Origin of the sequence: Chryseobacterium polytrichastri, assembly GCF_900142445.1 — a bacterium.
Taxonomy (GTDB): Bacteria; Bacteroidota; Bacteroidia; order Flavobacteriales; family Weeksellaceae; genus Chryseobacterium; species Chryseobacterium polytrichastri.
This window is the reverse complement of record NZ_FRAV01000002.1, coordinates 120,100-143,357: the sequence shown is the minus strand read 5'-3', so window position 1 is coordinate 143,357 and position 23,258 is coordinate 120,100. Positions and strand designations below refer to the sequence as shown.

The window sequence follows — 23,258 nt, the reverse complement described above, 5'->3', positions numbered from 1 at the left end:
TTGAGAAGAATTTTAAATGAAAATTTTACGATTAATTTCATTTTAAAAAACTAATTCCTAAAACCTAAGCCCTAAACCCTTCCCTCAAATTATCTTTTTTACAAACATTCGTTTAAAAAAGCTGAATTTCATTACAAATATTTCAAATTTATTTATATTTTAGCATATTCTTAAATTTGTGAAAATGAAAAAACAACTACTTTTATTTGCCTTTTCCGCTTTAGCCCTTTCTTCTTGTAAAGATGATGATAATGTTCTGGGATATGACCTGGATACTCTAAGAGGAGAATGGAAAAACAGTAAATCAGAAATCATTTCTGGAAAAGACAATAAAACGGTACTTTATAGTGATACTCCTTCAGGGTGTGCAGTAAAAAATACTACTCTTTTCAGAACAGATTATTTCACATCTTACACTGAATACGGAGGTGTAGGAGCTGATTGCCAAATTACGGCTAAACATGATGGTAAATTTACTTATGATGCAGACACCAAAGATATGGTAGTAACCTACGATGACAATACTAAAATAAGCTACAGAGTAATCGTACTTTCCAGTTCAGAATTGAAACTGCTGGAAGTTCCTAGCATCATAGATTATAACGGAGATGGTGTAAAGGATTTATCATACATTACTTATAAAAGATAAAACATAAACTCTCGATTCTTTCGGGAGTTTTTTATGAGAACGAAATTTAATTAACTAAAAATTATTTAAAAATGAAGAAGATGTTATCAGCATTCCTATTGCTGACCTTTGCCTTTTTCTTTTCGCAAGAAAAAAAACCGATGTTCTGGCAAGACATTCAAAATTTCAAAAAGCTGGATCAGGAAAATACCCCTCCCAAAAATGCTATTCTTTTAGTCGGAAGTTCATCTTTCACAAAATGGACTGATGTTGCCGATTATTTCCCCGGTAAAACAATTATTAACAGAGGTTTTGGAGGATCTAGATTAACCGATCTTAATTATTATGCTCAAGATCTCCTTGCCCCTTATCAACCCAAACAGATCATCATCTATTGCGGCGACAATGATTTTGCAGACAATCCTCAATTAAAAGTAAAAGAAGTTGTCAGCCGATACAAAACGTTCTACAAAAAAATCCGTGACAAGTTTCCGAATATTGAGGTTGATTATATTTCAATAAAATACTCGCCAAGCAGAGAAAATCTTTGGCCTCAGATGAAAGAAACGAATCAACAAATTGCCGCTTTCATGAAGAAAGAAAAGAATGCAGAATTCATTGATATTACCAAAGCAATGGAAGATGCTTCCGGAAAGGTTAGAAAAGATCTTTTTGTGGAAGATATGCTTCATATAACTCCGGAAGGATATCAGATCTGGGCGAAGGTGATGAACCCTTATATGAAATAATATTTTCAACCATGATAAAAAAACAACTAACCATTTTAACTCCTATTTTTCTTTTTTCTATATTTTTTGCTCAGAAAAAGAAAGATGGATTAGACAAAGAAAAACTCATTCAAGAACTTTCTGATAATGCCTGTAAATGTGCAGATTCAATTAGTTTACTTAATAGAAATAAAAGTGATATTTTAAAAGATGTACATCATTGTATTGATGAACAAACAGGAGGTTTACAAATGGGTATCTTATTTGGAAGTGTAGAAACTTTAGAAAGAAATGCACCAGTTGTAAATGGCAAAAAGCAAATAGCTTTGAACTTTGACACCAATAAAGATTCTAAACAATATATAGAGAGTTATAATGAACTTGAACGATATTTAATGAAGAACTGTGCCAGTGTTAAAAATATTGCAGTAGTTTCTGAAACTAATGACGAAGGATTTTCAGATGATAAAGAAGCAATGAATTTTTATCATACAGGACGAGAGTTAACGGAAAAGAAGGATTGGAAAGGAGCTATTGAAAATTATGAAAAAGCAGTAAAAAAAGATCCGAAATTCATTTACGCATGGGATGCTCTAGGAATAAACTATAGAAGAAATGAAGAGTTTGATAAAGCAGTTTCTGCATATGAAACATCATTAAAGCTAGATCCAAAAGGAAAAATGGCTTTACAGAATATCCCAATCGTATATATTTATAAAAAAGAATTCCAAAAAGCAATTGATTCCTATATGGATTTGGATAAAGTATATCCTGGAGATCCAGAAGTATATTACGGAATCGGGAATGTATATTTTAATGGTTTAAAAAATGATGAAAAAGGGCTAGACTACCTCTGCAAAGCTTATAGAATTTATAATAATCAAAAATCTCCTTATAGATCTGATGCAGAATCTATGATTGCTTCTATTTATAAAAGTATGAAAGAAAAAGGTAAAACTGAAAAATTTAAAGAAATTCTGAAAAACAATAATATAGGTTCTGAATAAAAATAAAAGCTCCCAAAATTGGGAGCTTTTTTTATTTCTTTCTTTTAGACTTCGAGATTGCTTTTTGTTGCGCTCTGTTGGCTCCAAATTTTTTAGGTTCTTTTCTTTTTGATGGTCCTCCCCAGTTTTCTTTTTTGTTTTTATCTTTTTTCTCATGGAAAGCTCCTCCACCGTCAAACAGTTTTGCCTGCGCCGGATTTTTCATGACAATAAGATCTTCTTCTGAAGCAATCTTTTTAGGATTAATTTTAACACCTTCAGGAAAATCAACAAATTTTAATTCTTTATCCATCAATAATTCGATGTCTAATACTGGACGTTCTTCTTTTTTAGAAACAAAAGAAACAGCTTTACCATCTTTGTCTGCTCTACCCGTTCTACCAATTCTATGAATATACTGTTCCGGAACTTCTGAAATTTCAAAGTTAATTACATGTGTAATGTTTGAAATATCCAAACCTCTCGCCATTACGTCTGTCGTGATTAAACCTCTGATTTCTTCATTCTCAAAGCGTTTCATAGCCTTCAATCTGTAGTTTTGAGATTTATTAGAGTGAATTACATCAAACTGTTCAGGGAAAAGTTCATCAATTTTAGTAAACAATAAATCTGAGTGCTTTTTATTATTTGCAAAAATCAAGACTTTAGACATATCTGCGTCTGATTTCAATAAATGTTCAAGTAAGTTAATCTTCGTATTGAAGTTTTCAACTTTATAAGCCGTTTGATTGATTTTTTCAAGTGGTGTTCCAGATTTCGCTAATGAGATCTCAATAGGACCTGCAAAATACTGCGCCAGCATTTCATCTACAGCATCCGTCATAGTTGCAGAGAACAATATATTTTGTCTCTTATCCCTCATCATTTCGAAAATATGCGTTAACTGCGGTCTGAAACCTAAATTAAGCATTTCATCAAACTCATCGATAATCAACTTCTGAACTTCTTTCAGTGAAATCGCATTATCAATCGCTAAATCCATAATCCTTCCCGGAGTACCTACTAAAATATCACAGCCGTTATTAAATAAAAGCTTCTGCGTATTGATATTTTTCCCCCCGTAAATTCCGATAACTCTTGCAGTAAGATTTTCCGTTAATTTTTCAACAATTTCAGTTACCTGAACTACTAATTCTCTTGTAGGAACTAAAACAACAACTGTTGGATTGCCAGTTTTGTTATACTTCCAAGTTTTAAGAACAGGCAGCAGATAAGCTAATGTTTTTCCGGTACCCGTTTGTGCAATTCCCATTACATCTCTTCCGGAAAGTATAGGTCCTATACTCTTTTCCTGAATAGGCGTTGGTTCAAACAATTCTAGGTCTGCTAAAACATCTAGAACTTTAACCGGTAAATCAAAATCTGCAAAAGTTATTTTATCCATTTTGCAAAGATAGGCAATTAATTTATTTATATATTAAGGATAAAAACAGGAAAATGAAAGCTAGAAATTGAAAGGACGTTTTTAAAAATTAACCTATTTAATTAAGTCCACTAATTGCCACCTTCAATTCAAAATAAACAACTGTAAAATGTAAGGACGAATGATATTACTATTTTCATTGTTTCACTGTAATTTTTTATTTAACCGCAAAAGAGGCAAAAGATTAATACATCAGTTTATCTTAAGCTAATCATTAGAACGCAATTAAGAGCACATCAGTTTTTAAAAATCTTTGATTTTTTTTGTAATCTTTGTGTTCTCAATAACAAAAATAGTAAAAGGTAACTTCTGTCTTTTGTCCCTTTTGTGGTTAAGATTTACTTGTTTAGACGGGTAGATTATCAAAACTATTTACGTGTAATTCTCAATAAAATAATAATTACCAACAATATCGAAAAAATAAATCCTAGCAAAGCAACTAAAGATATTTCACCAATTCTTGGTCCGGATTCTGAAACAAAAACAATGGCTGTTGCAATAATATTAGCTCCTAAAATCATGGCTAAAATCAAATTAACAATACTTGATTTGATAATTTGATTGGTCTTTTCAATATTCTTGATTTCACTGGAAACAGTGAATTTATTTTCATCTAATTTTTGAAGAACAGAACGAAGTTCTTTTGGAATCTCATCTACATTATCGGTGAAATTCATCATTTTATCCATTCCGTTTTTAAGAATATTCTTTGGACTGATTTTCTTAGTAAGAATTTTTTTGGTGTACGGATTTAGACTTTTAACAATATCCAGATCTGGGTTGATGGTACGCCCTACTCCTTCAATCAAGCCAATTCCTTTGAATAAAAGATAAAAATAGTCCGGCATGTAAAGACGGTTATCTTTCAAAACATCTTTCATTTTATTAATAATCGCCTGCGGATCAATCTCTTTTAAAGAAGTACTGTGTACAAAATTCAGAATATCATCTACATCGTTTTCAAATCTTCTTTCATCAGGAATCTCGTAGCTTATTGCCATTTTCTTGAGAGATCTTACAATCTTATGGGCATTTTTCGCAACGAAGCTTACAATTAAATTTTCAAGAATTTCTTTATCATTAGCCTGAATTTTTCCGACTGCACCGAAATCAATAAAGACAACTTTGCCATCTTTTTTTACTAAAATATTTCCGGCATGCGGATCAGCATGGAAAAACCCGTAATCTAAAATCTGAGATACAAATAACCTCAAACCAACTTCTGAAATTTTTACAGGATCTATATTATTGGCTAAAAGTCCGGCTTTATCTGTTACTTTTATTCCGTCAATAAACTCCATACAAAGAACATTGTTATTACAAAATTCTTCATAGACTTTAGGAACATAAGTCTCTTTATTATTTTTAAAGTTTCTGGAAAACTGTAGAATATTATTCTTTTCATTAATTAGAGAAACTTCCTCCAGTAACGATCTTTCAAAAGTAGAGATTGCCTGTTTCATATTAAGCTTCTCTCCTATTTCAGAATAAGATGAAATTAATTTTTCCAAATCTTTAATCAAAAGAATATCATCTTCAATAACGGTTTGTACGTCTGCTTTTTTAATTTTTAAGATTACCTCATCACCGTTCAGTAATGTAGCTTTATACACCTGTGCAATTGAAGCCGTAGCCAAAGGTTTTTCCTGAACTTCAAGAAAATAGTCTTTAACGGAAATATTAAATTCATTTTCAAGAATTTCCTTTACATTCATTTCTACCATATCCACCTTGTCTTGAAGCTTTTGAAGCTCTTGTATCAATTCCGGTGGCAGAAGATCTTCCCTGTTACTGAATGTCTGACCAAGCTTCACAAAAGTAGGCCCAAGCTCTTCCAAAACCAATCTTATCCTTTCATATACTGTGCCTTTTGATATGATTTCATCTGAATTTGCAGAATCTTCTTCCTGTTTATTATTCCCGTTCATTCTGGCAAGCATATCCTTAAAACCATATTTGCTTAATACGGAAATTAATCTTGCTGATCTTTTAAACTTTCTTTGTTGCTTATCAAACATTTTATAAAAATAATGAGTTACAAAGTAACTCCAAAAATTATTCCTAATACTTACTATTTCCACCAAATAATGTTTTATAATCTCTACAGAATTTTACACTCAAAATATTTCAAGTGAATTTAATTTAGAAAAAATTCCTTTTCATCAATTTAAGTCCCTATCAAAAGTTATTTAAAAATGTATAATAGAAATATAAAAAGTAGAATTATTGTATTTTATTTTAAAATTCAATAATAAAACAACACTCTGTTCGTTTATTCATCAATATGTAAGTATATAATAATTTTCACCCCTTAAATCTGCCTCTTTTTTATACATTTTTTATAAAAAACATTGTATTATATACTATATATATTAAAAAACGATTTAGATTTGCATAATTAATATTAATAACAATAATTTATGAAGAAACTTTCTACTTTTTTAGTACTTCTTCTGTGTCTGGTTAATATAGGTTTCTTATCGAAACTCTATGGACAGGCCGTAGCGCTTCCCTACACTCAAAATTTTTCAACGGCAAATGATCTTACGTTGATAAACGGATCTGCAGTCAACAAATGGGCTTATGGATCTGCAGTAGGTAATCCAGCTAATTCACTTTATATCTCAAATGACAATGGGGTTACTAATGGTTACACTATTGCGGGTGCCAGTAGTATCGTTCATGCTTATAAAGAAGTAATTATACCTGCCGGATCTACCATTGCCACTTTGGCATTTGATTGGAAAGCGAATGGAGAGAGTACTTGGGACTATTTAAGAGTTTGGCTAGTACCAGACACTTATACACCAACTGCCGGAACTGCAATTACTGCCGCAGCCGGAAGAATTCAGGTAGGTGGTAATTATAACCAACAAGGAGGGTGGCAAAATTATCTTAATACCAACTTGAATATAAGCACCTTTGCCGCAGCCGGAAAAATGCGTTTAGTATTCGAATGGACAAATGATGGCAGTGGCGGTACTCAACCTCCTGTTGCTATTGATAACATTAACTTGTTTATTCCTACTTGTTTTGTACCAACACCATTAGCACCATCTTCAGTAGCTACTACGACGGCTATTATCAGCTGGACTGCTCCAACTCCTGCCCCTGCCAATGGATATGCTTATTACCTAAGCACATCAAATGTACCTCCTACGGCGGGTACTATACCAACAGGAACAACTGCAGCTGGTGTAACTACTATCAACTTAACTCCTTTAACCCCTAATACCACTTATTATTGGTGGATACGTTCTGTATGTAGTGCTACTGATAATAGTATTTGGGCTACCGGTACAAGTTTTACAACAGGACAAATAGCTACAACACTTCCATATACACAAAATTTCAATACAAGTAATGATTTAGGATTTACAAGTGTTGGACAAACTAATAGATGGACGTATGGTTCTGCTACGGGTAATACAGGTAATTCTGTTTACATATCTAATAATAATGGAACTGCAAATGCGTATACCATTGCTGGTGCTACTAGTATAGTTCATGCCTACAGAGATATTACAGTCCCTGCAGGAACTACTCTTTCTACTTTCACATTCGATTGGAAAGGTGATGGAGAAGGGGCTACTGACCTTTTAAGAGTTTGGCTAGTACCTGCATCTTATATGCCTGTTGCAGGAACTGGTATTACTGCCGGAGCCGGAAGAGTTCAGGTAGGTGGTAATTTCAACCAACAAACAACTTGGCAAAATTACCTTAATACCAATGTAAACCTAAGCAGCTTTGTGGGAACAATGCGTTTAGTATTTGAATGGAGAAATGATGGAAGCGGCGGTAATCAGCCTCCTATTGCCATTGATAACATTAACTTGTATATTCCTACTTGTTTTGTGCCTACCGCAATGGGAATCGGAACTGTAGGATCTTCAACAGCTAGCATAAACTGGACAGCTCCAACACCTGCTCCAGGTAATGGATATGCTTATTACGTAACGACATCAAATGTTCCACCTGTTGCCGGTACTCTACCAACAGGAACAACTGCAGCTGGTGTAACTACTGCTAACTTAACTCTATTAACACCTAATACTACTTATTACTGGTGGGTACGTTCTGTATGTAGCCCTACTGATAATAGTCTTTGGGTTGCTGGACCTAGTTTCACAACAGGACAAATACCAGCTCCTCTTCCTTATTTTCAGGACTTCAACACGACTAATGATTTAGGATTTACAAGTGCTGGACAGACTAATAAATGGGCGTATGGTTCTGCAACAGGTAATGCAGGTAAATCTGTTTATATTTCTAATGATAATGGGGTTTCAAATGCATACACCATTTCAGGGGCTATAAGTACGGTTCATGCATATAGAGATATTACAGTTCCTGCAGGAACTACTATTTCTACTTTCACATTCGATTGGAAAGGTGTTGGTGAAAGTACTTGGGATTATTTAAGAGTATGGCTAGTCCCTACATCTTATATGCCAGCTGCCGGAACTGGAATTACTGCTGGAGCCGGAAGAATCCAAGTAGGTGGTAATTTTAACCAACAAACAACTTGGCAAAATTATCTTAATACCAACTTAGTTCTAAGCAGCTTTGTTGCATCTGGAACAGTACGTCTTGTATTCGAATGGATAAATGATGGCAGTGGTGGTACTCAACCTCCTATAGCTATTGATAATATTAACTTATTTATTCCTACTTGTTTTGTTCCTACCGCAATGAATGTACCTTCTGTAGGTGCTACAACGGCTACAATTGGTTGGACTCCTCCAACTCAGGTTCCTGGAAATGGATATCAATATTATTTAAGTACATCAAGTACTCCTCCTACAGCTGGAACTCCGGCTACAGGAGCATCTGCTACGAATACAGCAGTTCTAACTCCATTAACACCAAATACCACTTATTACTGGTGGGTACGTTCTGTTTGTAGTACTACAGATCGTAGTATTTGGGTTGCTGGTCCTAGTTTTACAACAACACAGATTCCTGCTACGATTCCATATCTTCAGGATTTCACAGGAGCTAATGACTTCGGATTTACAAGTGTTGGGCAAGTAAACAAATGGGTTCAAGGTACTGCTACAGGAAACCCTGGGAAATCTATTTACATTTCAAATGATAATGGCGTAACGAATGCATACACTATTTCTGGTGCTTCTAGTATTGTTCACGCATATAGAGATATAGCTGTTCCTACCGGAACTACGACTGCAGGCTTCTCTTTCGACTGGAAAGCAGTTGGTGAAAGTACTTGGGACTATTTAAGAGTTTGGTTGGTTCCGGCAACGTATATGCCAGTTGCCGGCGCTCAAATTACAGCAGGTGCTGGAAGAATTCAACTAGGAGCTAACTATAATCAGCAAGCTACTTGGCAGTCATATTCTAATGCCACTTTAAATATCAGCAGTTTTGCAGGTCCTACACCAATGCGTATTGTATTCGAATGGACAAATGATGGTAGTGGTGGTACCCAACCTCCTGTGGCTATTGATAACATTGTATTGCGTATCTGTAGTAACGTGACACCAGTAGTAACTGTAATACCAACTTCAATAACGTACAATACTACAACAATTACTTGGCCTCAAGATATTGGTGGTGCTACTTATCAGATCAGATACAGACCAGTAGGTTCTACCACAGGTTGGCTTACAGCAAATGTAGGCGCAGTAACTACTCCAACAAATACATATAACTTAACCAACTTATTAGCTGCGACGTTATATGAAGTGGAAGTAGCAGCGGTTTGTAACAGTACACCTGGTGGATTCTCACATAATCAATTTACTACAAAATGTGATCCTACTCCTCCAAACGTTACAATAAGTAATATTACGACAACATCTGCATTGATTACTTGGAATCCGCTTGCGTTAAGTTCATCATATACATTAAGATGGAGAAAAGTAGGTACAACAGGATGGCCTAATGCTGAAATACCTTTACCATTAGCTCCTGCAAATACGTATACACTTCAAAATTTAGATGTATACACTTCATATGAAGTACAGATAGCTAATAAATGTGATGGACCTGGTAATGTTCTTAACCCTTGGTCTAGCTCTAAAGTATTTACAACAGACAGAACATGTAATCTAGCTCCTCCGGGATTAACGATTACACAACTTAACCCTACTTCTGCGGTTGTAGTTTGGGATCCATTCCCAGGAGCAACTTATATCTTGAAATATAGAAAAGTAGGTATTCCAGGTTGGACCACTGTAGCTGTATCAACAAATACAATTACATTAACAGGGCTATTAGAATTAACGAAATATGAAATGATGGTTGCGAATGTATGTACTGGTACTCCAGGAACATTTACTGTACCCTATTTATTTACAACACCTACCGTAACCCATTGCCCAATGGCTTCAGTAAGTGCAGCAAATGAATTTATTTCAAAAGTAACGGTGAAACCAAACGGTAAACCAACAATGGATAATCCTTCATTGGCATCTACATACACAGATTATACGGGTAATCCTGCTAAGTTCATCGAATTAATTCAAGGTTCTACAGGTAATGAGATTGCTATTGAAAAATCTTGGTTAGGGGCTAATAACAATGAAGGTATTGCTGTATGGATTGACTTTGACAGAAACGGTACTTTCGATATTAATGAAAGAATCCTTGCTTCAGCACCAAGCACAACAACTCCTATTAAAGGAACATTCAGTGTACCAACGGATGCCTTTGTTAGCTTAACTGATTACAAATATGTTGTCATGAGAGTAGCGATGCAAAGAGATGGTATCCCTGTAAACTGTACAGGTTTTGCGAACGGTGAAGTTGAAGATTACACTGTAAGAATTTCTAAGACAGCAGTTCCTAATGCAATTAACCAAGATGATATCATGATCTTCCCTAACCCGGTAAGTACTGTATTGAATGTAAAAAACATCAGTACAAGATCTAAATACAAAATCTATAATGCAGCAGGACAAATTGTATCTAGTGGAATTATCTTAAATAACAAGATCAATGTAAGTCAATTGATCAACGGAATTTATGTAATAGACATCGAAGATATTAAGGGCACTGCTCAGAAGAAATTCATCAAAGAATAATAGTACATTATTTTTATCATACAATAAGCTCTCAGAAATGGGAGCTTATTTTTTTGTAGTAATAAGTAAGAGAAATATTTAAATTTTAAACAAAAAAATCCCACTTATAAAAAGCAGGACTATGATATGATAAACTAAAATGATTTATTTAAGATAGGTTTCATAGAGATCTGTTCTTCTGTCTTTCATAACCTGAACAGAACCGTTATAATGAAGGTCTTTCAATAAATTTAAATCTACATCTACAATTAATGTCATTTCCGTATTAGGAGTTGCTTCCCCTTTAACAGCATTGGATGGAAACGCAAAGTCCGAAGGCGTAAATACAGCAGCCTGCCCGAACTGGATATCCATATTATTTACTCCGGGAAGATTTCCTACACAACCTGCAATCGCTACATAACATTCATTTTCTATGGCTCTTGCCGCTGCACAATGACGTACTCTGATGTAAGCATTCTGCGTATCGGTAAGGTAAGGCACAAATAAGATTTTCATTCCCTGATCGGCTAGTATTCTTGGAAGCTCAGGAAATTCTACATCGTAGCAAATTACGAGTCCAATTTTCCCACAGTCGGTATCGAAAACCTTTATTTCGTTCCCTCCTTTCATTCCGTAATACTTTCTTTCGTTTGGGGTAATATGAATCTTTCGGTACTCATCAATCCTTCCATCTCTATGGAGAAGATAGCTCACATTATACAGATCATTATTTTCAAAAACCGGCATACTTCCAGAGATAATATTTACATTATAACTGATGGCTAATTCTGATATTTTATTTTTGATATCCTCTGATAATTTCGCCAACTCTATCATACTATCTCTTTCTGAAAGTTTATTGAATGGCGCCAATAAAGGAGTGTTAAAGAGTTCAGGAAAAAGAACAAAATCCGATTTGTAATCTCCCATTACATTCACAAAAAATTCTACCTGTTCATAAAAAGCATTGATATCTTTGAAATGCCTCATCTGCCACTGTACCAACCCAAGACGAATAATACTGTCCTGCATCGTATTGGGCTTCTTGCTGTAATAAACGTTATTCCATTGCAACAATACGGCGTTTTCTCTGGAAGATTCATCCTCCGGAAGATATTTTTTCAATATCCTGATCGGTAGAAAATTATTGGATAACTGAAAAGATAACACAGGATCATAAATCTCTTTATCTCTTACTTTTCTGATGTAATCTCTTGCTGAAAGTTCATGGCTGTATTTATGGTAATTGGGGATTCTACCACCAAGAATAATAGATTTCAGATTCAGCAGTTCACAAAGTTCTTTTCGGGCATCATACAACCTTCTTCCTAAACGTAATTCACGATATTCAGGATCTACAAAGACTTCTATTCCATACAATACATCTCCCGTTGACAGATGGGTATTGAAAGTATAATTCCCTGTGATATCAACGTAGGTATGATCATCACCAAATTCATTATAATTAACGATAATAGAAAGGGCAACCGCAGCCAACTTCTCATCTACGGTGATACAAATTTGACCTTGTGGAAATATTTTAGTCAGTTTTTCTATACTCTTTTTTGACCAGATGGATTCAGACATCTGCGGGTAGGCCCGCTTCATTGTCACTACCAATTCATCGTAATCCTGAACAGTCAGGGGTCGTGTTTCTATTTGCATTTGATGTAATTTTACCTAAATTTAAGGAAAATTACCTAAAAAATATAATGGGCGCAGATACTTATATAAAATATACCGATGAAAATAACAACGAAATCATGCAGGAACAACTTCATCGGTTTTCAGAATTTAACAGTCTGATCTATGACGGTACAACCCACGAACTTAAAAAAATAGAGCGGTTTTCAAAAAACTACAGAACAAAGGAAGTTGAGCAATTAGGTGGAGAAGTTTATCTTTCTTCGGAAGATGATTTAGCCGAAGTAATTACCAATCATATAGATATTGGAACATTTGGCAAGCCTTGGATTTTTTATTACAATAAAGAAACTAACGATAAAGGAGAAACTCAATGGGATTCTATCTTGTATCGTAATGGCAATTTGCAGGGTAAAGCCATTACTGTATTTGATGTTAATTATAGAAAATTAGCCGGATGTTCAATAGATCTCCTCACAGGAATGAAGACTGATAAATTTAAAAACTTTTATGGTGATTCTTCTGTATTTGATTATGAATTTGAAAATGAAACAATTCCCAATATTAAATTTACTTATAATGAAAGTGATCGTGTTGATGAAATTTTCTTTCAGGATGATGAATATTCACTAAGAGACTTTTTGGATAATGACGAAATATCCACAAAATTCCTTTGGAAAGAGAATGGGTATTATCATGCTTTTGAACCGATGCTTTTCCATTAAACATTAAACCTTTTATTATCGTTATTTTTAATACTTTAATTTTTCTTTTGTCTTAACACAAAAAGAAACAAAAAGTCAAGACTGGAAACTTTCACTAAAAATGATTTTGATTCTCTAAAAATTCTAAAACTCGTGCGGATGTATTGTTTTCTTTCATTACGATATTTGCCCCGCACTCAAACAGTAGAATTTTTTTAACGTTCACCAAAAAAATTTTCTTAACGTTACATTTTCCTAGGTCGTAAATGAAAACCTTCAGTATCTGTTTTATTTTTCATTAAAGTAACAGTTCAAATAAGTTCAACAACAAAAAAAATCCTGTTCATAAGAACAGGATTTATATTTTAAATTAAATCAAGATTATTCCCACTCAATAGTTGCAGGTGGTTTGCTTGAAATATCGTAAGCTACTCTGTTGATTCCTCTTACTTCGTTAATAATTCTGCTTGAAACAGTATCTAAAAACTCGTAAGGAAGTCTGCTCCAAGTTGCTGTCATAAAGTCGATGGTGTTGGCAGAACGAACAACCGCAGTATATTCATATGTTCTTTCATCACCCATTACGCCAACAGATTTTACAGGAAGTAAAACTACGAATGCCTGAGAAACTTTCTCGTAAAGATCATTTTTATATAATTCTTCAATGAAAATATCATCAGCTTCCTGAAGGATTTTCACTTTTTCAGCATCTACAGCTCCCAAAATTCTGATTCCTAAACCTGGACCAGGGAAAGGGTGTCTGTGCACCAAATGATGAGGAATCCCTAATTCTTCCCCAACCTTTCTTACTTCGTCCTTGAAAAGCTCTCTTAAAGGCTCTAACAGCTCAAATTCCATTTCTTCCGGAAGTCCACCAACGTTGTGGTGAGACTTGATTACTGCTGATGGTCCGTTTACTGACTGACTTTCGATAACGTCAGGATAAATTGTTCCTTGTGCCAAGAATTTAGCCCCTTCAATTTTATGAGACTCTTCATCAAAAACATGAATAAATTCGTTTCCGATAATCTTTCTTTTTTGTTCAGGATCGTCTACTCCGGCTAGTTTTGTAAGAAATCTTTCTGAAGCGTCAACCAATTTAATATTCATATTAAAATGCTCACCGTAATTTTCCATTACTTTTACGTCTTCATTCTTTCTCAATAAACCTGTATCAACAAAGATACACTGCAACTGATCACCGATTGCTTTGTGAATTAGAACGGCTGCTACAGAAGAATCTACTCCTCCTGAAAGACCTAGGATCACTTTATTCTCTCCTACTCTTTCTTTAATTTCTGCAACTGTTTTTTCGATATAATTGGTTAGTTTCCAGTTTTTCTCTGCATCACAGATTGAGAAAACGAAATTCTCCAACATCTTACCTCCTTCTTCCGTGTGAGAAACCTCAGGGTGGAACTGTACACAATAGATTTTTTTGTCTTCATTAGAAATAGAAGCAATAACCCCAGATTTTGCATTTAACTCAAAACCTGTTGGCAATTCTCCAACTTCATCAAAGTGACTCATCCAAACTACAGAGTTTTGAGTAACCCCTTTTAATAAAGAGCTTTCTTTAATGATATCTAAATGAGCTTTTCCGTACTCTCCTTTTTCACCTTTATTTACTTTTCCCCCTAAAAGGTGTGCCGTTAACTGCATTCCGTAGCAAATTCCCAATACAGGAATTCCCTGCTCGTATAATTCTTTTTCAACTAAATGAGCATTTTCTGCATTCACAGAACTTGGACCACCTGAAAGGATAATTCCTCTTGGTTGTTTTTCTAAAATAGTTTCTAAAGGTGTATTGAAAGGTAAAATTTCAGAATATACTCCCATCTCACGGATTCTTCTTCCAATAAGCTGGTTGTACTGAGATCCGAAATCTAATATGATAATACCGTTATTCATTTTTTGAATTGATAAATTATTGTTGAATTATTTTATCCGGGCTTCACCCGGAGCTATTATAGTTTCGCCCCTTCAGGGCTCACCTTAACTGTCTTGATATCTTGCTTATTTAGCCAGACCTTATTGATGAAACGCTTTACAAAAAAAGACTTGGAAATGTTCCAAATCTTTTTTTTGATTTTTATTAAAACTTCCCGATGTCTTCTCTGTAGAAACTATAGTCGAAGTGTACATGTCCTGCATCTTCGTATACTTTCTTGCGGGCATCATCGTAAGTTGCTCCTGTAGCCACAATGTTTAGCACTCTACCACCATTGGAAACTACTTTATCGCCTTTTTTAACAGCTCCTGCATATAATAGTTGGCTATATTTTACTTTATCTTCACCTACAATTTCAAAACCTGTCTCTATGTTTCTAGGATAACCTCCTGAACACATTACAAGACAAACTGCTTTCTCATCTTTAAATGTAAGTTCGATATCTTTTCCATCCATACAGTCGTTGATAACGTCTAACAGATTGTTTTCCATTAAAGCCATCAATACCTGAGTTTCAGGATCTCCGAATCTCATGTTGTACTCAAGAAGATATGTTCCATTCTTAGTAACCATCAATCCGAAGAAGATAATTCCTTTGAAACTGAAACCTTCAGCCTTAAGACCTTTTACAGTAGGTTCTAAAATATTTTGTTCAAAGTCTGCAGCATGTTCTGCTGTAAATTCCGGGCTTGGTGCCACTGAACCCATACCTCCTGTGTTTGGACCTGTATCACCGTTTCCAGCTTTTTTGTAATCTTTTGCAGCAATACATGGGAATAGTTTTTCACCGTTTGAGAATGCAATAATTGAAGCCTCAAAACCTTGTAAGAATTCTTCAATAACCAAACGGATTCCAGCGTCTCCATAAATCCTTCTGATCATGAAATCGTGGATTGTAGCTTCAGCTTCTTCCAACGTGTCGCAAATAACAACACCTTTTCCACCTGCTAAACCACTCGCTTTGATTACTAAAGGATATTCATGAGTTTGTACATATTCTTTAGCGTCGTTATATGAATCAAATACCACAGCTTTTGCTGTCTTGATATCATAGGTCTGCATGAATTTTTTAGAGAAAGCCTTACTTCCTTCAAGACTTGCTACTTTTTGATTTGGACCAAAAACCTTAAGATCATGCTTCTTAAACTCATCCCTTAATCCAGCTACAAGCGGAGCTTCAGGACCTACGATCGTAAGATCTACTCTTTCTTTAATAGCAAAATCTCTAAGTTCCTCAATCTCTGATAAATGAACATTTTCCCCTATTACATCGGTAGTAGCATTTCCGTTTGCAAAAAACATTTTAGTAACTCTAGAGTCATTCTGAAGTTTAGCTGCCAAAGCAGACTCTCTTCCACCTTCACCTATGATTAATATTCTCATACTTTATTTAATTAACTAGTCTATAATATTACAAATATATAATTTTGGATGGTATAAAAACAATCCAAAATTATAATTTAATTCTATTTTAATTAATGGAAAAAATGTCTAACACCAGTAAACATCATCGGAATGCCGTGCTCATTTGCTGCTTCGATGCTGTCTTGGTCTTTTACACTTCCTCCTGGCTGAATAATAGCGGTAATACCTTCCTGATGGCAGAAATCTACCACATCACGGAAAGGGAAAAATGCATCAGAAGCCAATACTAGATCTCCTGTGAATTTTTCTTTCGCTCTTTCAATAGCCTGTTGAGTAGCCCAGATTCTGTTCACCTGTCCGCCACCGATTCCAAAAGCCTGAATTCCGTTAGAAACAACAATTGCGTTTGATTTAACGTATTTCACAACTCTCTGAGAGAAAAGCAAAGCTTTCTTCTGCTCTTCTGTTGGCTGAGTTTCAGTAACCACTTTAATATCATCAGAGAAGATACTATCGTTATCCTGAACCAATATTCCGCCATCAACCTTCACCCAAGTCTGCTTGTCGGAAACAGGGTTAACGATTTTTATAATTCTTAAATTCTTCTTTTTTCTTAAAATTTCTAAAGCATCCTCATCAAAATCAGGAGCCATAACAATTTCAAGGAAAGTTTTATTTAATTCTTCAGCTGTTGCAGCGTCAACTTTGTAGTTGGTAGCAACAATTCCGCCAAAGATAGAAATAGGATCACACTCAAATGTTTTTTGATACGTTTCCAATGCCGAAGTTCCGATTGCCACTCCACAAGGTGTAGAATGTTTCACAGCACAACAAGCCATTTCTTCTTTGAATTCTGTTACCACTTTCCAACAAAGATCCATATCACGAAGATTATTGAAAGATAATTCTTTACCTCCCAGTTGTTCGAAATCTTTCATTGCTCCGTTCTCGAAAGTAGAAACATAGTAAGCAGCTGTCTGATGTGGGTTTTCACCATATCTCAGGTCAGCAACTTTTTTGTAAGATGCATTCAGATAAGTTGGATAATCTTCTTCTAAAAGCATTCTTGAAATAGCCGCATCATAAGCAGAAGTAAGATTGAATACTTTACCCGCTAATTTTTTACGCGTTTCAATGTATGTGTCACCATTCTGCTCCATTTCAATTTTTACTGTTGCGTAATCTTCAACATCAGTAATTACTGTTACAGAATCAAAATTCTTAGCTGCCGAACGAAGCATTGACGGACCTCCGATATCAATAAACTCTACCTTTTCGTGTAATGAAATGTCTTTGTTAACATTTTCAAAGAAAGGATAAAGATTTACAATTACCATGTCAATCAAATCAATTCCATGTTCCTGAACCGTCTGCATGTGTTCTTCATTTGAACGAACAGCCAACAAACCTCCGTGAACTTTCGGGTGTAAAGTTTTTACTCTACCATCCAACATTTCAGGGAAATTAGTAACTTCATCAATCTGAATTGGATTTAAACCAGCATCTTTCAAATGTTTGAATGTCCCTCCTGTAGAAATCAATTCATAATTCTGGGCTTCCAAAAACTGTGCAAATTCTATCAATCCGCCTTTGTCAGAAACACTGATTAAAACTCTCTTTTTACTCATTTTACTTTCAATTTTTTACTTTTCACAGCTATTTCAAACTGTAAACCGGGTCTTTCACCTCCGATTTTACTTTATTTTACTTAGATTTTTGCTTTTTTTTCGAAATATTTTAAATCTAAATGTGTTTTTTAATTGGATTAAAGAGATGCTTCGACTTCGCTCAGCATGACAGCTTTAATACTAAATATTTTTGCTTTTTTACGTCCTGTTATCATGCTGAAAGCATCTCAACTATACTTAGATTCCTCCGGAATAACAAACAGTATGATATTTTTTTAACGCAAATAGCACTAGGCTTTCTTTTAATACTGAATATTTTTAAGTTCGCAAAGGCTTTTGACTCAGTAAAGGTTTAATTAGTTTCCTAATACTTTATTAATCGCTATTGGGAAAATTTCATATTCAACTAAATGAACTTTTTCAGCCACCGTTTCGGGAGTATCGTCTTCTGTTACTGCGAATGATTTTTGAAGAATAGCTTCTCCTTCATCAATTCCCGGAGTTACAAAATGTACCGTTGCTCCACTTTCTTTTTCTTTAGCTTCAATAACCGCATGGTGAACATGATGTCCCCACATTCCTTTTCCTCCGAATTTTGGAAGCAAAGCAGGATGGATATTGACTATTTTTCCGCTCCAGTTTTCACAAAACTCAGGTTTTAGAATGGATAAAAATCCTGCCAATACAATTAAGTCTGTATTTTCAGGAATAATAGTACTCAATTCGCTGCTGAAGTTTTTTCCTCTCGGAATCAGAACGGTTTCTATATTGTGATTTTTAGCTCTTTCCAGTCCGTAACATTCTCTGTCGGCAACAACTAAAGATACTTTTGCATTCTGGATTTCTCCATTATCAATGGTATCAATAATTCTTTGAAGATTGGATCCTGAACCTGAAACAAGTATAACTATGTTTTTCATGTTTATTTTGTGAGCCTTGTCAAGATTCGAAACCTTGACAAAGCTTTCTATATTATTTACTAGCCCCGATTGCAACGGCCTCCTTTTTTGTTGCGGCCGGAGCGAAGCGGAGGCCGTAATAAAAAAGATACAGTGGAAAGCGGGATTAAGCTCCTAAAATTTTAAATCTATTTTTTCACTTCCTTCTGTAATTTCTCCGATTTCGTAAGCATCATCCAGAAGGTGTAATACTTTTTCTGCATGTTCCGGATCAACCACAACGATCATTCCAACACCCATATTGAATGTTCCAAACATTTCTTCACGCGCTACACCACCTCTTTTTTCCAATTCCAGCATAATACTTGGAATCTTGATTGTTGAAGCATCAATAGTCGCACATAATCCATCACCGATAATTCTCGGAATGTTTTCGTACAATCCACCTCCTGTGATGTGAGCAATACCGGCAACCTGTACTTCTTCAATCACTTTGTGAATATCTTTATAATATAATCTTGTTGGAACTAAAAGTGTTTCATATAAAGGTTTCCCCTCAAATTCTTCGTTGAAATCAGGGAATACTTTTCTTACTAAAGAGAATCCGTTTGAGTGAAATCCTGAACTTGGCAATGCAATGATTTTGTCACCCGGTTTGATTTTAGAACCGTCGATAATCTGATCTTTTTCAACAATTCCTACACAGAATCCTGCAACATCATAATCTCCCGGCTTGTACATTCCCGGCATTTCAGCAGTTTCACCACCAATCAATGCACAGTTATTGTCTTTACAAGCTGCTACCATTCCTAAAACAATCTCAGCAGCGATTTCAGAATCTAATTTTCCGCAAGCCAAATAATCTAAAAAGAACAATGGTTTTGCACCGTGACAAAGAATGTCATTCGCACACATTGCAAAACAATCTACCCCGATAGAATCGTATTTTTTAGAATCTAAAGCTACTTTAAGCTTCGTTCCTACTCCATCAGTTCCTGAAACCAAAACAGGATTTTTGTATCCTCCAATCTCGTAGAAAGCACCAAAACTTCCCAAATGATTCAATACATTGGAATTGTGGGTTTCACCAACCGCTTTTTTGATCTTGTCAACGGTTTTGTATCCTTCTTCTTTGTCTACTCCTGCTGATTTGTACGTGTTGCTCATGTTTTATTTAGATATTAGATGTTAGATTTCAGATTTCAGACCATTAGTCTGGTATCTGACGTCCGATGTCTTTTTGTCTTTTATTTATATACTTTTTATATCAATTTTAGAAAATAAAAAAGCCGACAATCTTGGTAGATTATCGGCCGTTATTTTATCTCAGAATTTCAGTGCCCACAGTTTTTCCTTTTATGGAGAAACATTCTTTGAAGGTAGACTGAATTTTCATCTTTTTTCTTTTTGCAAAGATATTAATTTTAAATTAATATTCAAACCTATTTTTCAAGGATCGATTCAATAGCCGAAATCTTCTGAATTTTTTCTCTTAATTCGCTGTCTTTCTCTTCATTGGAAATCTTCTGAGCCGATTTGTCAAAATTATCATTAAAGAAAGGAAGTGTGAAGGTATCAACGATATTTCCTCCATGTGACGGAAAACGTTTTTCTGCTGCTTCCAAAACACCTAATCCACCTCTTCCTCCTGGAGCTGTAGCCATCAATAACATTGGAACTTCGTTCCAAACTGTTCTTGGTTTGATTCTTGAAGTCCAGTCGAACACATTTTTAAATGCTGTAGAATACGTTCCGTTATGCTCAGAAAGGGCAACCAAAAGAACATCTGCACTGTCAATTTTCGATGCAAAATCTTGCGCTTGCTGAGGAATTCCGCTTTCTACTTCTCTTTGATGTTTGTAAATTGGCATTTCAAAATCGTTCATGTCAACAATTTCTACTTCTACGTTTTCGAATAATGTTGTGGCATACGTTACCAATTGTCTATTGATTGATACATCAGAATTACTTCCTGCTACTGCTAAAATTTTCATTATATTTTTTTCTGTTTAAAGTTTGCAAATTTAGGTATTATTTAAGATAAGAAGGCAATTCCATTGGAACTTCCATTAAAAGGATTTCTGAATCATCTATTGCTTCGATGTTGAAACTTTGGGTATCCCAAATTCCTAAACCGTCTCTTTCGTTTAAGATTCTGTCGCCTACTTTTGCGCTTCCTTTTAATACAAAAGCATAAACGCCATTTCCTTTTTTGTTCAGCATATAATTTTTACCATTTCCTTTGGTAAAGTTGGCCAAGTTGAACCAAGCATCCTGGTGAATCCAAACGCCATCATCATTTTTGTTTGGTGATAAAATCTGTTGAAAACCGTTGATCTTTTCTCCTTCTTTAATACTTTTCTGATTATATCTCGGTTCAACATCTACTTCTCTCGGGAAAATCCAGATCTGTAAAAACTTCACCGCTTCATCTTTATTTTTATTGTATTCGCTGTGCATTACGCCTGTTCCGGCACTCATCACCTGAATTTCTCCTTTCTTAATAACAGCAGTTGTTCCCATAGAATCTTTATGCTCCAAATCTCCTTCCAACGGAATTGAAATAATTTCCATGTTTTTGTGAGGATGCGTTCCGAAGCCCATTCCCTGAGAAACAGTGTCGTCATTCAATACTCTCAACACTCCAAAATTGCTTCTTTCATTATTTTGATAGTTGGCAAAACTGAATGTATGATAGCTGTTCAACCACCCATGATCTGCGTGGCCTCTTGAATCTGCTTTATGATATACTGTTTTCATATTGTGATTATTTATAGGACAAATTTACGGCTTGCGGGTTGGAGAAATGTTGACGTAGGATAAGAAAGAAAATAAGAGTTTTGAGCTCTAGTTTTATGTTATCGTGTTTATGTTTAACATCGTGTTTGTCATCCTGAAAGAATCTAGATTAAGCTTTTTATTGCGTTGTTGAGATCCTTTCAGGATGACAAACAGAGTGTTGAATGTTGGGGTTAGGTTGATGAAACGACTACAACCCTAGCCCCGATTGCAGAGAAAATCCTTTTTTGAAAAAAAAGATTGTAACGAAAAGCGGGAAATGGCTCCTAAAAAATGAGTAATATTTTCTATTCGCCTTTCTCTATTTCTGTAGGGTTTCCAAAAATATGTTTGCGGTGATTTTCGCCCCAATCTTTCAGCGACTCCACAACAGGTCCTAGAGTTTTTGTATGTTCTGTAGGAAAATATTCTATACTTACCGGATACGTGTCTTTGACTACTCTTTTAACCAAACCATTTTGTTCTAATTCTTTCAATTCTTTGGCTAAAACTTTTGAGGTCAATTTAGGAATACTTCTTTCTATTTCCGTAAAACGTTTATTTCCCGCATCTAGAGAAATGATGATCTGTAGTTTCCACTTTCCATTAATGACGTCTAATGTATCACGAACCGGCTTTAACGCCTGCATACAATCTTTATGATTATGTTGTTTTTCCATTTTTTCACTTTCCTTTAGGTAACTACTATACTTTGGAAAGTAAATTTACAATAATTTTGTCAGTATCAAAAACTAAAAATTTTAAACAAAATGGCAAACATTTTAAATATCCAAACCAGTATCAGCGGAGAAAACTCTGTAAGTAACAAACTTTCTCAGGCTGTTATCAATCAACTATTAGAAAAGAATCCTGGCAGTAAAGTTGTTACTCGTGATCTGGCAGCAAACCCGATTCCGCATTTAGAAATTCAGCATTCTGCATCTTTTGTTATTCCTGATGATGAAAAAAATGAACAACAAAAAGAAGCATCAAAACATTCTGATCAAGCCTTGAAAGATATTCAGGAAGCAGATATTATCGTGATTGGTGTTCCTTTTTATAACTTCACTTTTCCATCAACCTTAAAATCATGGATCGATAGTATTGCCATTCCCGGAAAAACATTCTCTTATGCTGACGGAACTCCAAAAGGTCTTATTAAAGGCAAAAAATTATATTTAAATTTTGCAGTGGGTGGCGTTTATGATAATGGACTGATTGAAAACATGGAATATTATCTAAAGACTCTGTTCGGTTTCATCGGGATTACGGATGTGGAAGTTTTCCAATCTCAGGGAATGATGGTCCCTCAGTTGAAGGATGAAAATTTAGCGAAAACGGTGGCGAAAATTGCAGAATTGGTTTAATTAAAATCAATGATAAAACTTAAACATTAAGATTGAATTAAATTGTTAAGATTATTAAGTTTGGGCTAAAGCCAATCTGATTATAGTAAATTAAAAAGCGGATTTGAA

The 23,258-nt window shown here is 34.9% G+C and carries 17 protein-coding genes; 6 read left to right on the top strand and 11 right to left on the bottom strand.

Going from position 1 to position 23,258, the window contains the following annotated elements:
* Window positions 1-184: 184 nt before the first annotated feature.
* The 3 genes from BUB80_RS01925 (at window position 185) to BUB80_RS01915 (ending at window position 2,363) form a co-directional block, all read left to right on the top strand.
* Complete coding sequence (locus tag BUB80_RS01925) at window positions 185-649, top strand: lipocalin-like domain-containing protein (protein ID WP_073290403.1); 465 nt, start codon at window positions 185-187, stop codon at window positions 647-649.
* 71 nt (window positions 650-720) lie between these two features.
* Window positions 721-1,377, top strand: coding sequence for a GDSL-type esterase/lipase family protein (locus BUB80_RS01920; protein ID WP_073290402.1), 657 nt, complete (start codon window positions 721-723; stop codon window positions 1,375-1,377).
* An 11-nt stretch (window positions 1,378-1,388) separates the two neighbouring features.
* The gene (locus tag BUB80_RS01915; protein ID WP_073290400.1) at window positions 1,389-2,363 is read left to right on the top strand and encodes a tetratricopeptide repeat protein; all 975 of its coding nucleotides are present in this window, start codon (window positions 1,389-1,391) and stop codon (window positions 2,361-2,363) included.
* 31 nt (window positions 2,364-2,394) lie between these two features.
* Here the strand turns inward: BUB80_RS01915 and BUB80_RS01910 are convergent, their stop codons facing one another.
* Together BUB80_RS01910 and BUB80_RS01905 are read right to left on the bottom strand one after the other, a co-directional pair.
* Window positions 2,395-3,747, bottom strand: coding sequence for a DEAD/DEAH box helicase (locus BUB80_RS01910; RefSeq protein WP_073290399.1), 1,353 nt, complete (start codon window positions 3,745-3,747; stop codon window positions 2,395-2,397).
* Between the two features lie 407 nt (window positions 3,748-4,154).
* Complete coding sequence (locus BUB80_RS01905; protein WP_073290397.1) at window positions 4,155-5,804, bottom strand: ABC1 kinase family protein; 1,650 nt, start codon at window positions 5,802-5,804, stop codon at window positions 4,155-4,157.
* A 402-nt stretch (window positions 5,805-6,206) separates the two neighbouring features.
* On the opposite strand from BUB80_RS01905, the gene BUB80_RS01900 reads away from it, so the two are divergent.
* Window positions 6,207-10,832 (top strand): fibronectin type III domain-containing protein, encoded by a 4,626-nt coding sequence (locus BUB80_RS01900; RefSeq protein ID WP_073290395.1) that lies wholly within the window; start codon window positions 6,207-6,209, stop codon window positions 10,830-10,832.
* A 144-nt stretch (window positions 10,833-10,976) separates the two neighbouring features.
* Here BUB80_RS01900 and BUB80_RS01895 read toward each other — a convergent pair whose 3' ends face one another.
* The gene (locus BUB80_RS01895) at window positions 10,977-12,479 is read right to left on the bottom strand and encodes a carbon-nitrogen hydrolase family protein (RefSeq protein ID WP_073290393.1); all 1,503 of its coding nucleotides are present in this window, start codon (window positions 12,477-12,479) and stop codon (window positions 10,977-10,979) included.
* 47 nt (window positions 12,480-12,526) lie between these two features.
* Between BUB80_RS01895 and BUB80_RS01890 the strand changes: the two genes are divergently transcribed.
* Entirely contained in the window at window positions 12,527-13,183 is a 657-nt protein-coding gene (locus BUB80_RS01890) for a hypothetical protein (protein ID WP_073290392.1), read from the top strand.
* A 360-nt stretch (window positions 13,184-13,543) separates the two neighbouring features.
* On the opposite strand, the gene guaA is transcribed toward BUB80_RS01890, so the two are convergent.
* The 8 genes from guaA to BUB80_RS01850 form a co-directional block, all read right to left on the bottom strand.
* Entirely contained in the window at window positions 13,544-15,073 is a 1,530-nt protein-coding gene (gene guaA, locus BUB80_RS01885; protein ID WP_073290390.1) for a glutamine-hydrolyzing GMP synthase, read from the bottom strand.
* A gap of 184 nt (window positions 15,074-15,257) precedes the next feature.
* The gene (gene purD, locus BUB80_RS01880; protein ID WP_073290388.1) at window positions 15,258-16,496 is read right to left on the bottom strand and encodes a phosphoribosylamine--glycine ligase; all 1,239 of its coding nucleotides are present in this window, start codon (window positions 16,494-16,496) and stop codon (window positions 15,258-15,260) included.
* Between the two features lie 92 nt (window positions 16,497-16,588).
* Window positions 16,589-18,106 carry a bifunctional phosphoribosylaminoimidazolecarboxamide formyltransferase/IMP cyclohydrolase gene (gene purH / locus BUB80_RS01875; RefSeq protein ID WP_073290386.1) on the bottom strand — a complete coding sequence of 506 codons (1,518 nt, stop codon included), beginning with the start codon at window positions 18,104-18,106 and terminating at the stop codon, window positions 16,589-16,591.
* 356 nt (window positions 18,107-18,462) lie between these two features.
* Window positions 18,463-19,026, bottom strand: coding sequence for a phosphoribosylglycinamide formyltransferase (gene purN, locus BUB80_RS01870; RefSeq protein WP_073290384.1), 564 nt, complete (start codon window positions 19,024-19,026; stop codon window positions 18,463-18,465).
* 153 nt (window positions 19,027-19,179) lie between these two features.
* Window positions 19,180-20,172 carry a phosphoribosylformylglycinamidine cyclo-ligase gene (gene purM, locus BUB80_RS01865; protein ID WP_073290382.1) on the bottom strand — a complete coding sequence of 331 codons (993 nt, stop codon included), beginning with the start codon at window positions 20,170-20,172 and terminating at the stop codon, window positions 19,180-19,182.
* A gap of 275 nt (window positions 20,173-20,447) precedes the next feature.
* Entirely contained in the window at window positions 20,448-20,999 is a 552-nt protein-coding gene (locus BUB80_RS01860) for an NADPH-dependent FMN reductase (protein ID WP_073290380.1), read from the bottom strand.
* Between the two features lie 37 nt (window positions 21,000-21,036).
* On the bottom strand, window positions 21,037-21,765 hold the full coding sequence (locus BUB80_RS01855; protein ID WP_073290379.1) for a pirin family protein: 729 nt from the start codon (window positions 21,763-21,765) through the stop codon (window positions 21,037-21,039).
* Between the two features lie 326 nt (window positions 21,766-22,091).
* The gene (locus tag BUB80_RS01850) at window positions 22,092-22,463 is read right to left on the bottom strand and encodes a winged helix-turn-helix transcriptional regulator (protein ID WP_073290377.1); all 372 of its coding nucleotides are present in this window, start codon (window positions 22,461-22,463) and stop codon (window positions 22,092-22,094) included.
* A gap of 90 nt (window positions 22,464-22,553) precedes the next feature.
* Here BUB80_RS01850 and BUB80_RS01845 point away from each other — a divergent pair, with 90 nt between their 5' ends.
* Window positions 22,554-23,150 carry an FMN-dependent NADH-azoreductase gene (locus tag BUB80_RS01845; RefSeq protein WP_073290375.1) on the top strand — a complete coding sequence of 199 codons (597 nt, stop codon included), beginning with the start codon at window positions 22,554-22,556 and terminating at the stop codon, window positions 23,148-23,150.
* Window positions 23,151-23,258: the final 108 nt, after the last annotated feature.

What these genes read in the sequence shown, in the direction of transcription:
- BUB80_RS01925 (WP_073290403.1), top strand. Translation starts at nt 185, where the DNA reads ATGAAAAAACAACTACTTTTATTTGCCTTTTCCGCTTTAGCCCTTTCT.
- BUB80_RS01920 (WP_073290402.1), top strand. Translation starts at nt 721, where the DNA reads ATGAAGAAGATGTTATCAGCATTCCTATTGCTGACCTTTGCCTTTTTC.
- BUB80_RS01915 (WP_073290400.1), top strand. Translation starts at nt 1,389, where the DNA reads ATGATAAAAAAACAACTAACCATTTTAACTCCTATTTTTCTTTTTTCT.
- BUB80_RS01910 (WP_073290399.1), bottom strand. Translation starts at nt 3,747, where the DNA reads ATGGATAAAATAACTTTTGCAGATTTTGATTTACCGGTTAAAGTTCTA.
- BUB80_RS01905 (WP_073290397.1), bottom strand. Translation starts at nt 5,804, where the DNA reads ATGTTTGATAAGCAACAAAGAAAGTTTAAAAGATCAGCAAGATTAATT.
- BUB80_RS01900 (WP_073290395.1), top strand. Translation starts at nt 6,207, where the DNA reads ATGAAGAAACTTTCTACTTTTTTAGTACTTCTTCTGTGTCTGGTTAAT.
- BUB80_RS01895 (WP_073290393.1), bottom strand. Translation starts at nt 12,479, where the DNA reads ATGCAAATAGAAACACGACCCCTGACTGTTCAGGATTACGATGAATTG.
- BUB80_RS01890 (WP_073290392.1), top strand. Translation starts at nt 12,527, where the DNA reads ATGGGCGCAGATACTTATATAAAATATACCGATGAAAATAACAACGAA.
- guaA (WP_073290390.1), bottom strand. Translation starts at nt 15,073, where the DNA reads ATGAATAACGGTATTATCATATTAGATTTCGGATCTCAGTACAACCAG.
- purD (WP_073290388.1), bottom strand. Translation starts at nt 16,496, where the DNA reads ATGAGAATATTAATCATAGGTGAAGGTGGAAGAGAGTCTGCTTTGGCA.
- purH (WP_073290386.1), bottom strand. Translation starts at nt 18,106, where the DNA reads ATGAGTAAAAAGAGAGTTTTAATCAGTGTTTCTGACAAAGGCGGATTG.
- purN (WP_073290384.1), bottom strand. Translation starts at nt 19,026, where the DNA reads ATGAAAAACATAGTTATACTTGTTTCAGGTTCAGGATCCAATCTTCAA.
- purM (WP_073290382.1), bottom strand. Translation starts at nt 20,172, where the DNA reads ATGAGCAACACGTACAAATCAGCAGGAGTAGACAAAGAAGAAGGATAC.
- BUB80_RS01860 (WP_073290380.1), bottom strand. Translation starts at nt 20,999, where the DNA reads ATGAAAATTTTAGCAGTAGCAGGAAGTAATTCTGATGTATCAATCAAT.
- BUB80_RS01855 (WP_073290379.1), bottom strand. Translation starts at nt 21,765, where the DNA reads ATGAAAACAGTATATCATAAAGCAGATTCAAGAGGCCACGCAGATCAT.
- BUB80_RS01850 (WP_073290377.1), bottom strand. Translation starts at nt 22,463, where the DNA reads ATGGAAAAACAACATAATCATAAAGATTGTATGCAGGCGTTAAAGCCG.
- BUB80_RS01845 (WP_073290375.1), top strand. Translation starts at nt 22,554, where the DNA reads ATGGCAAACATTTTAAATATCCAAACCAGTATCAGCGGAGAAAACTCT.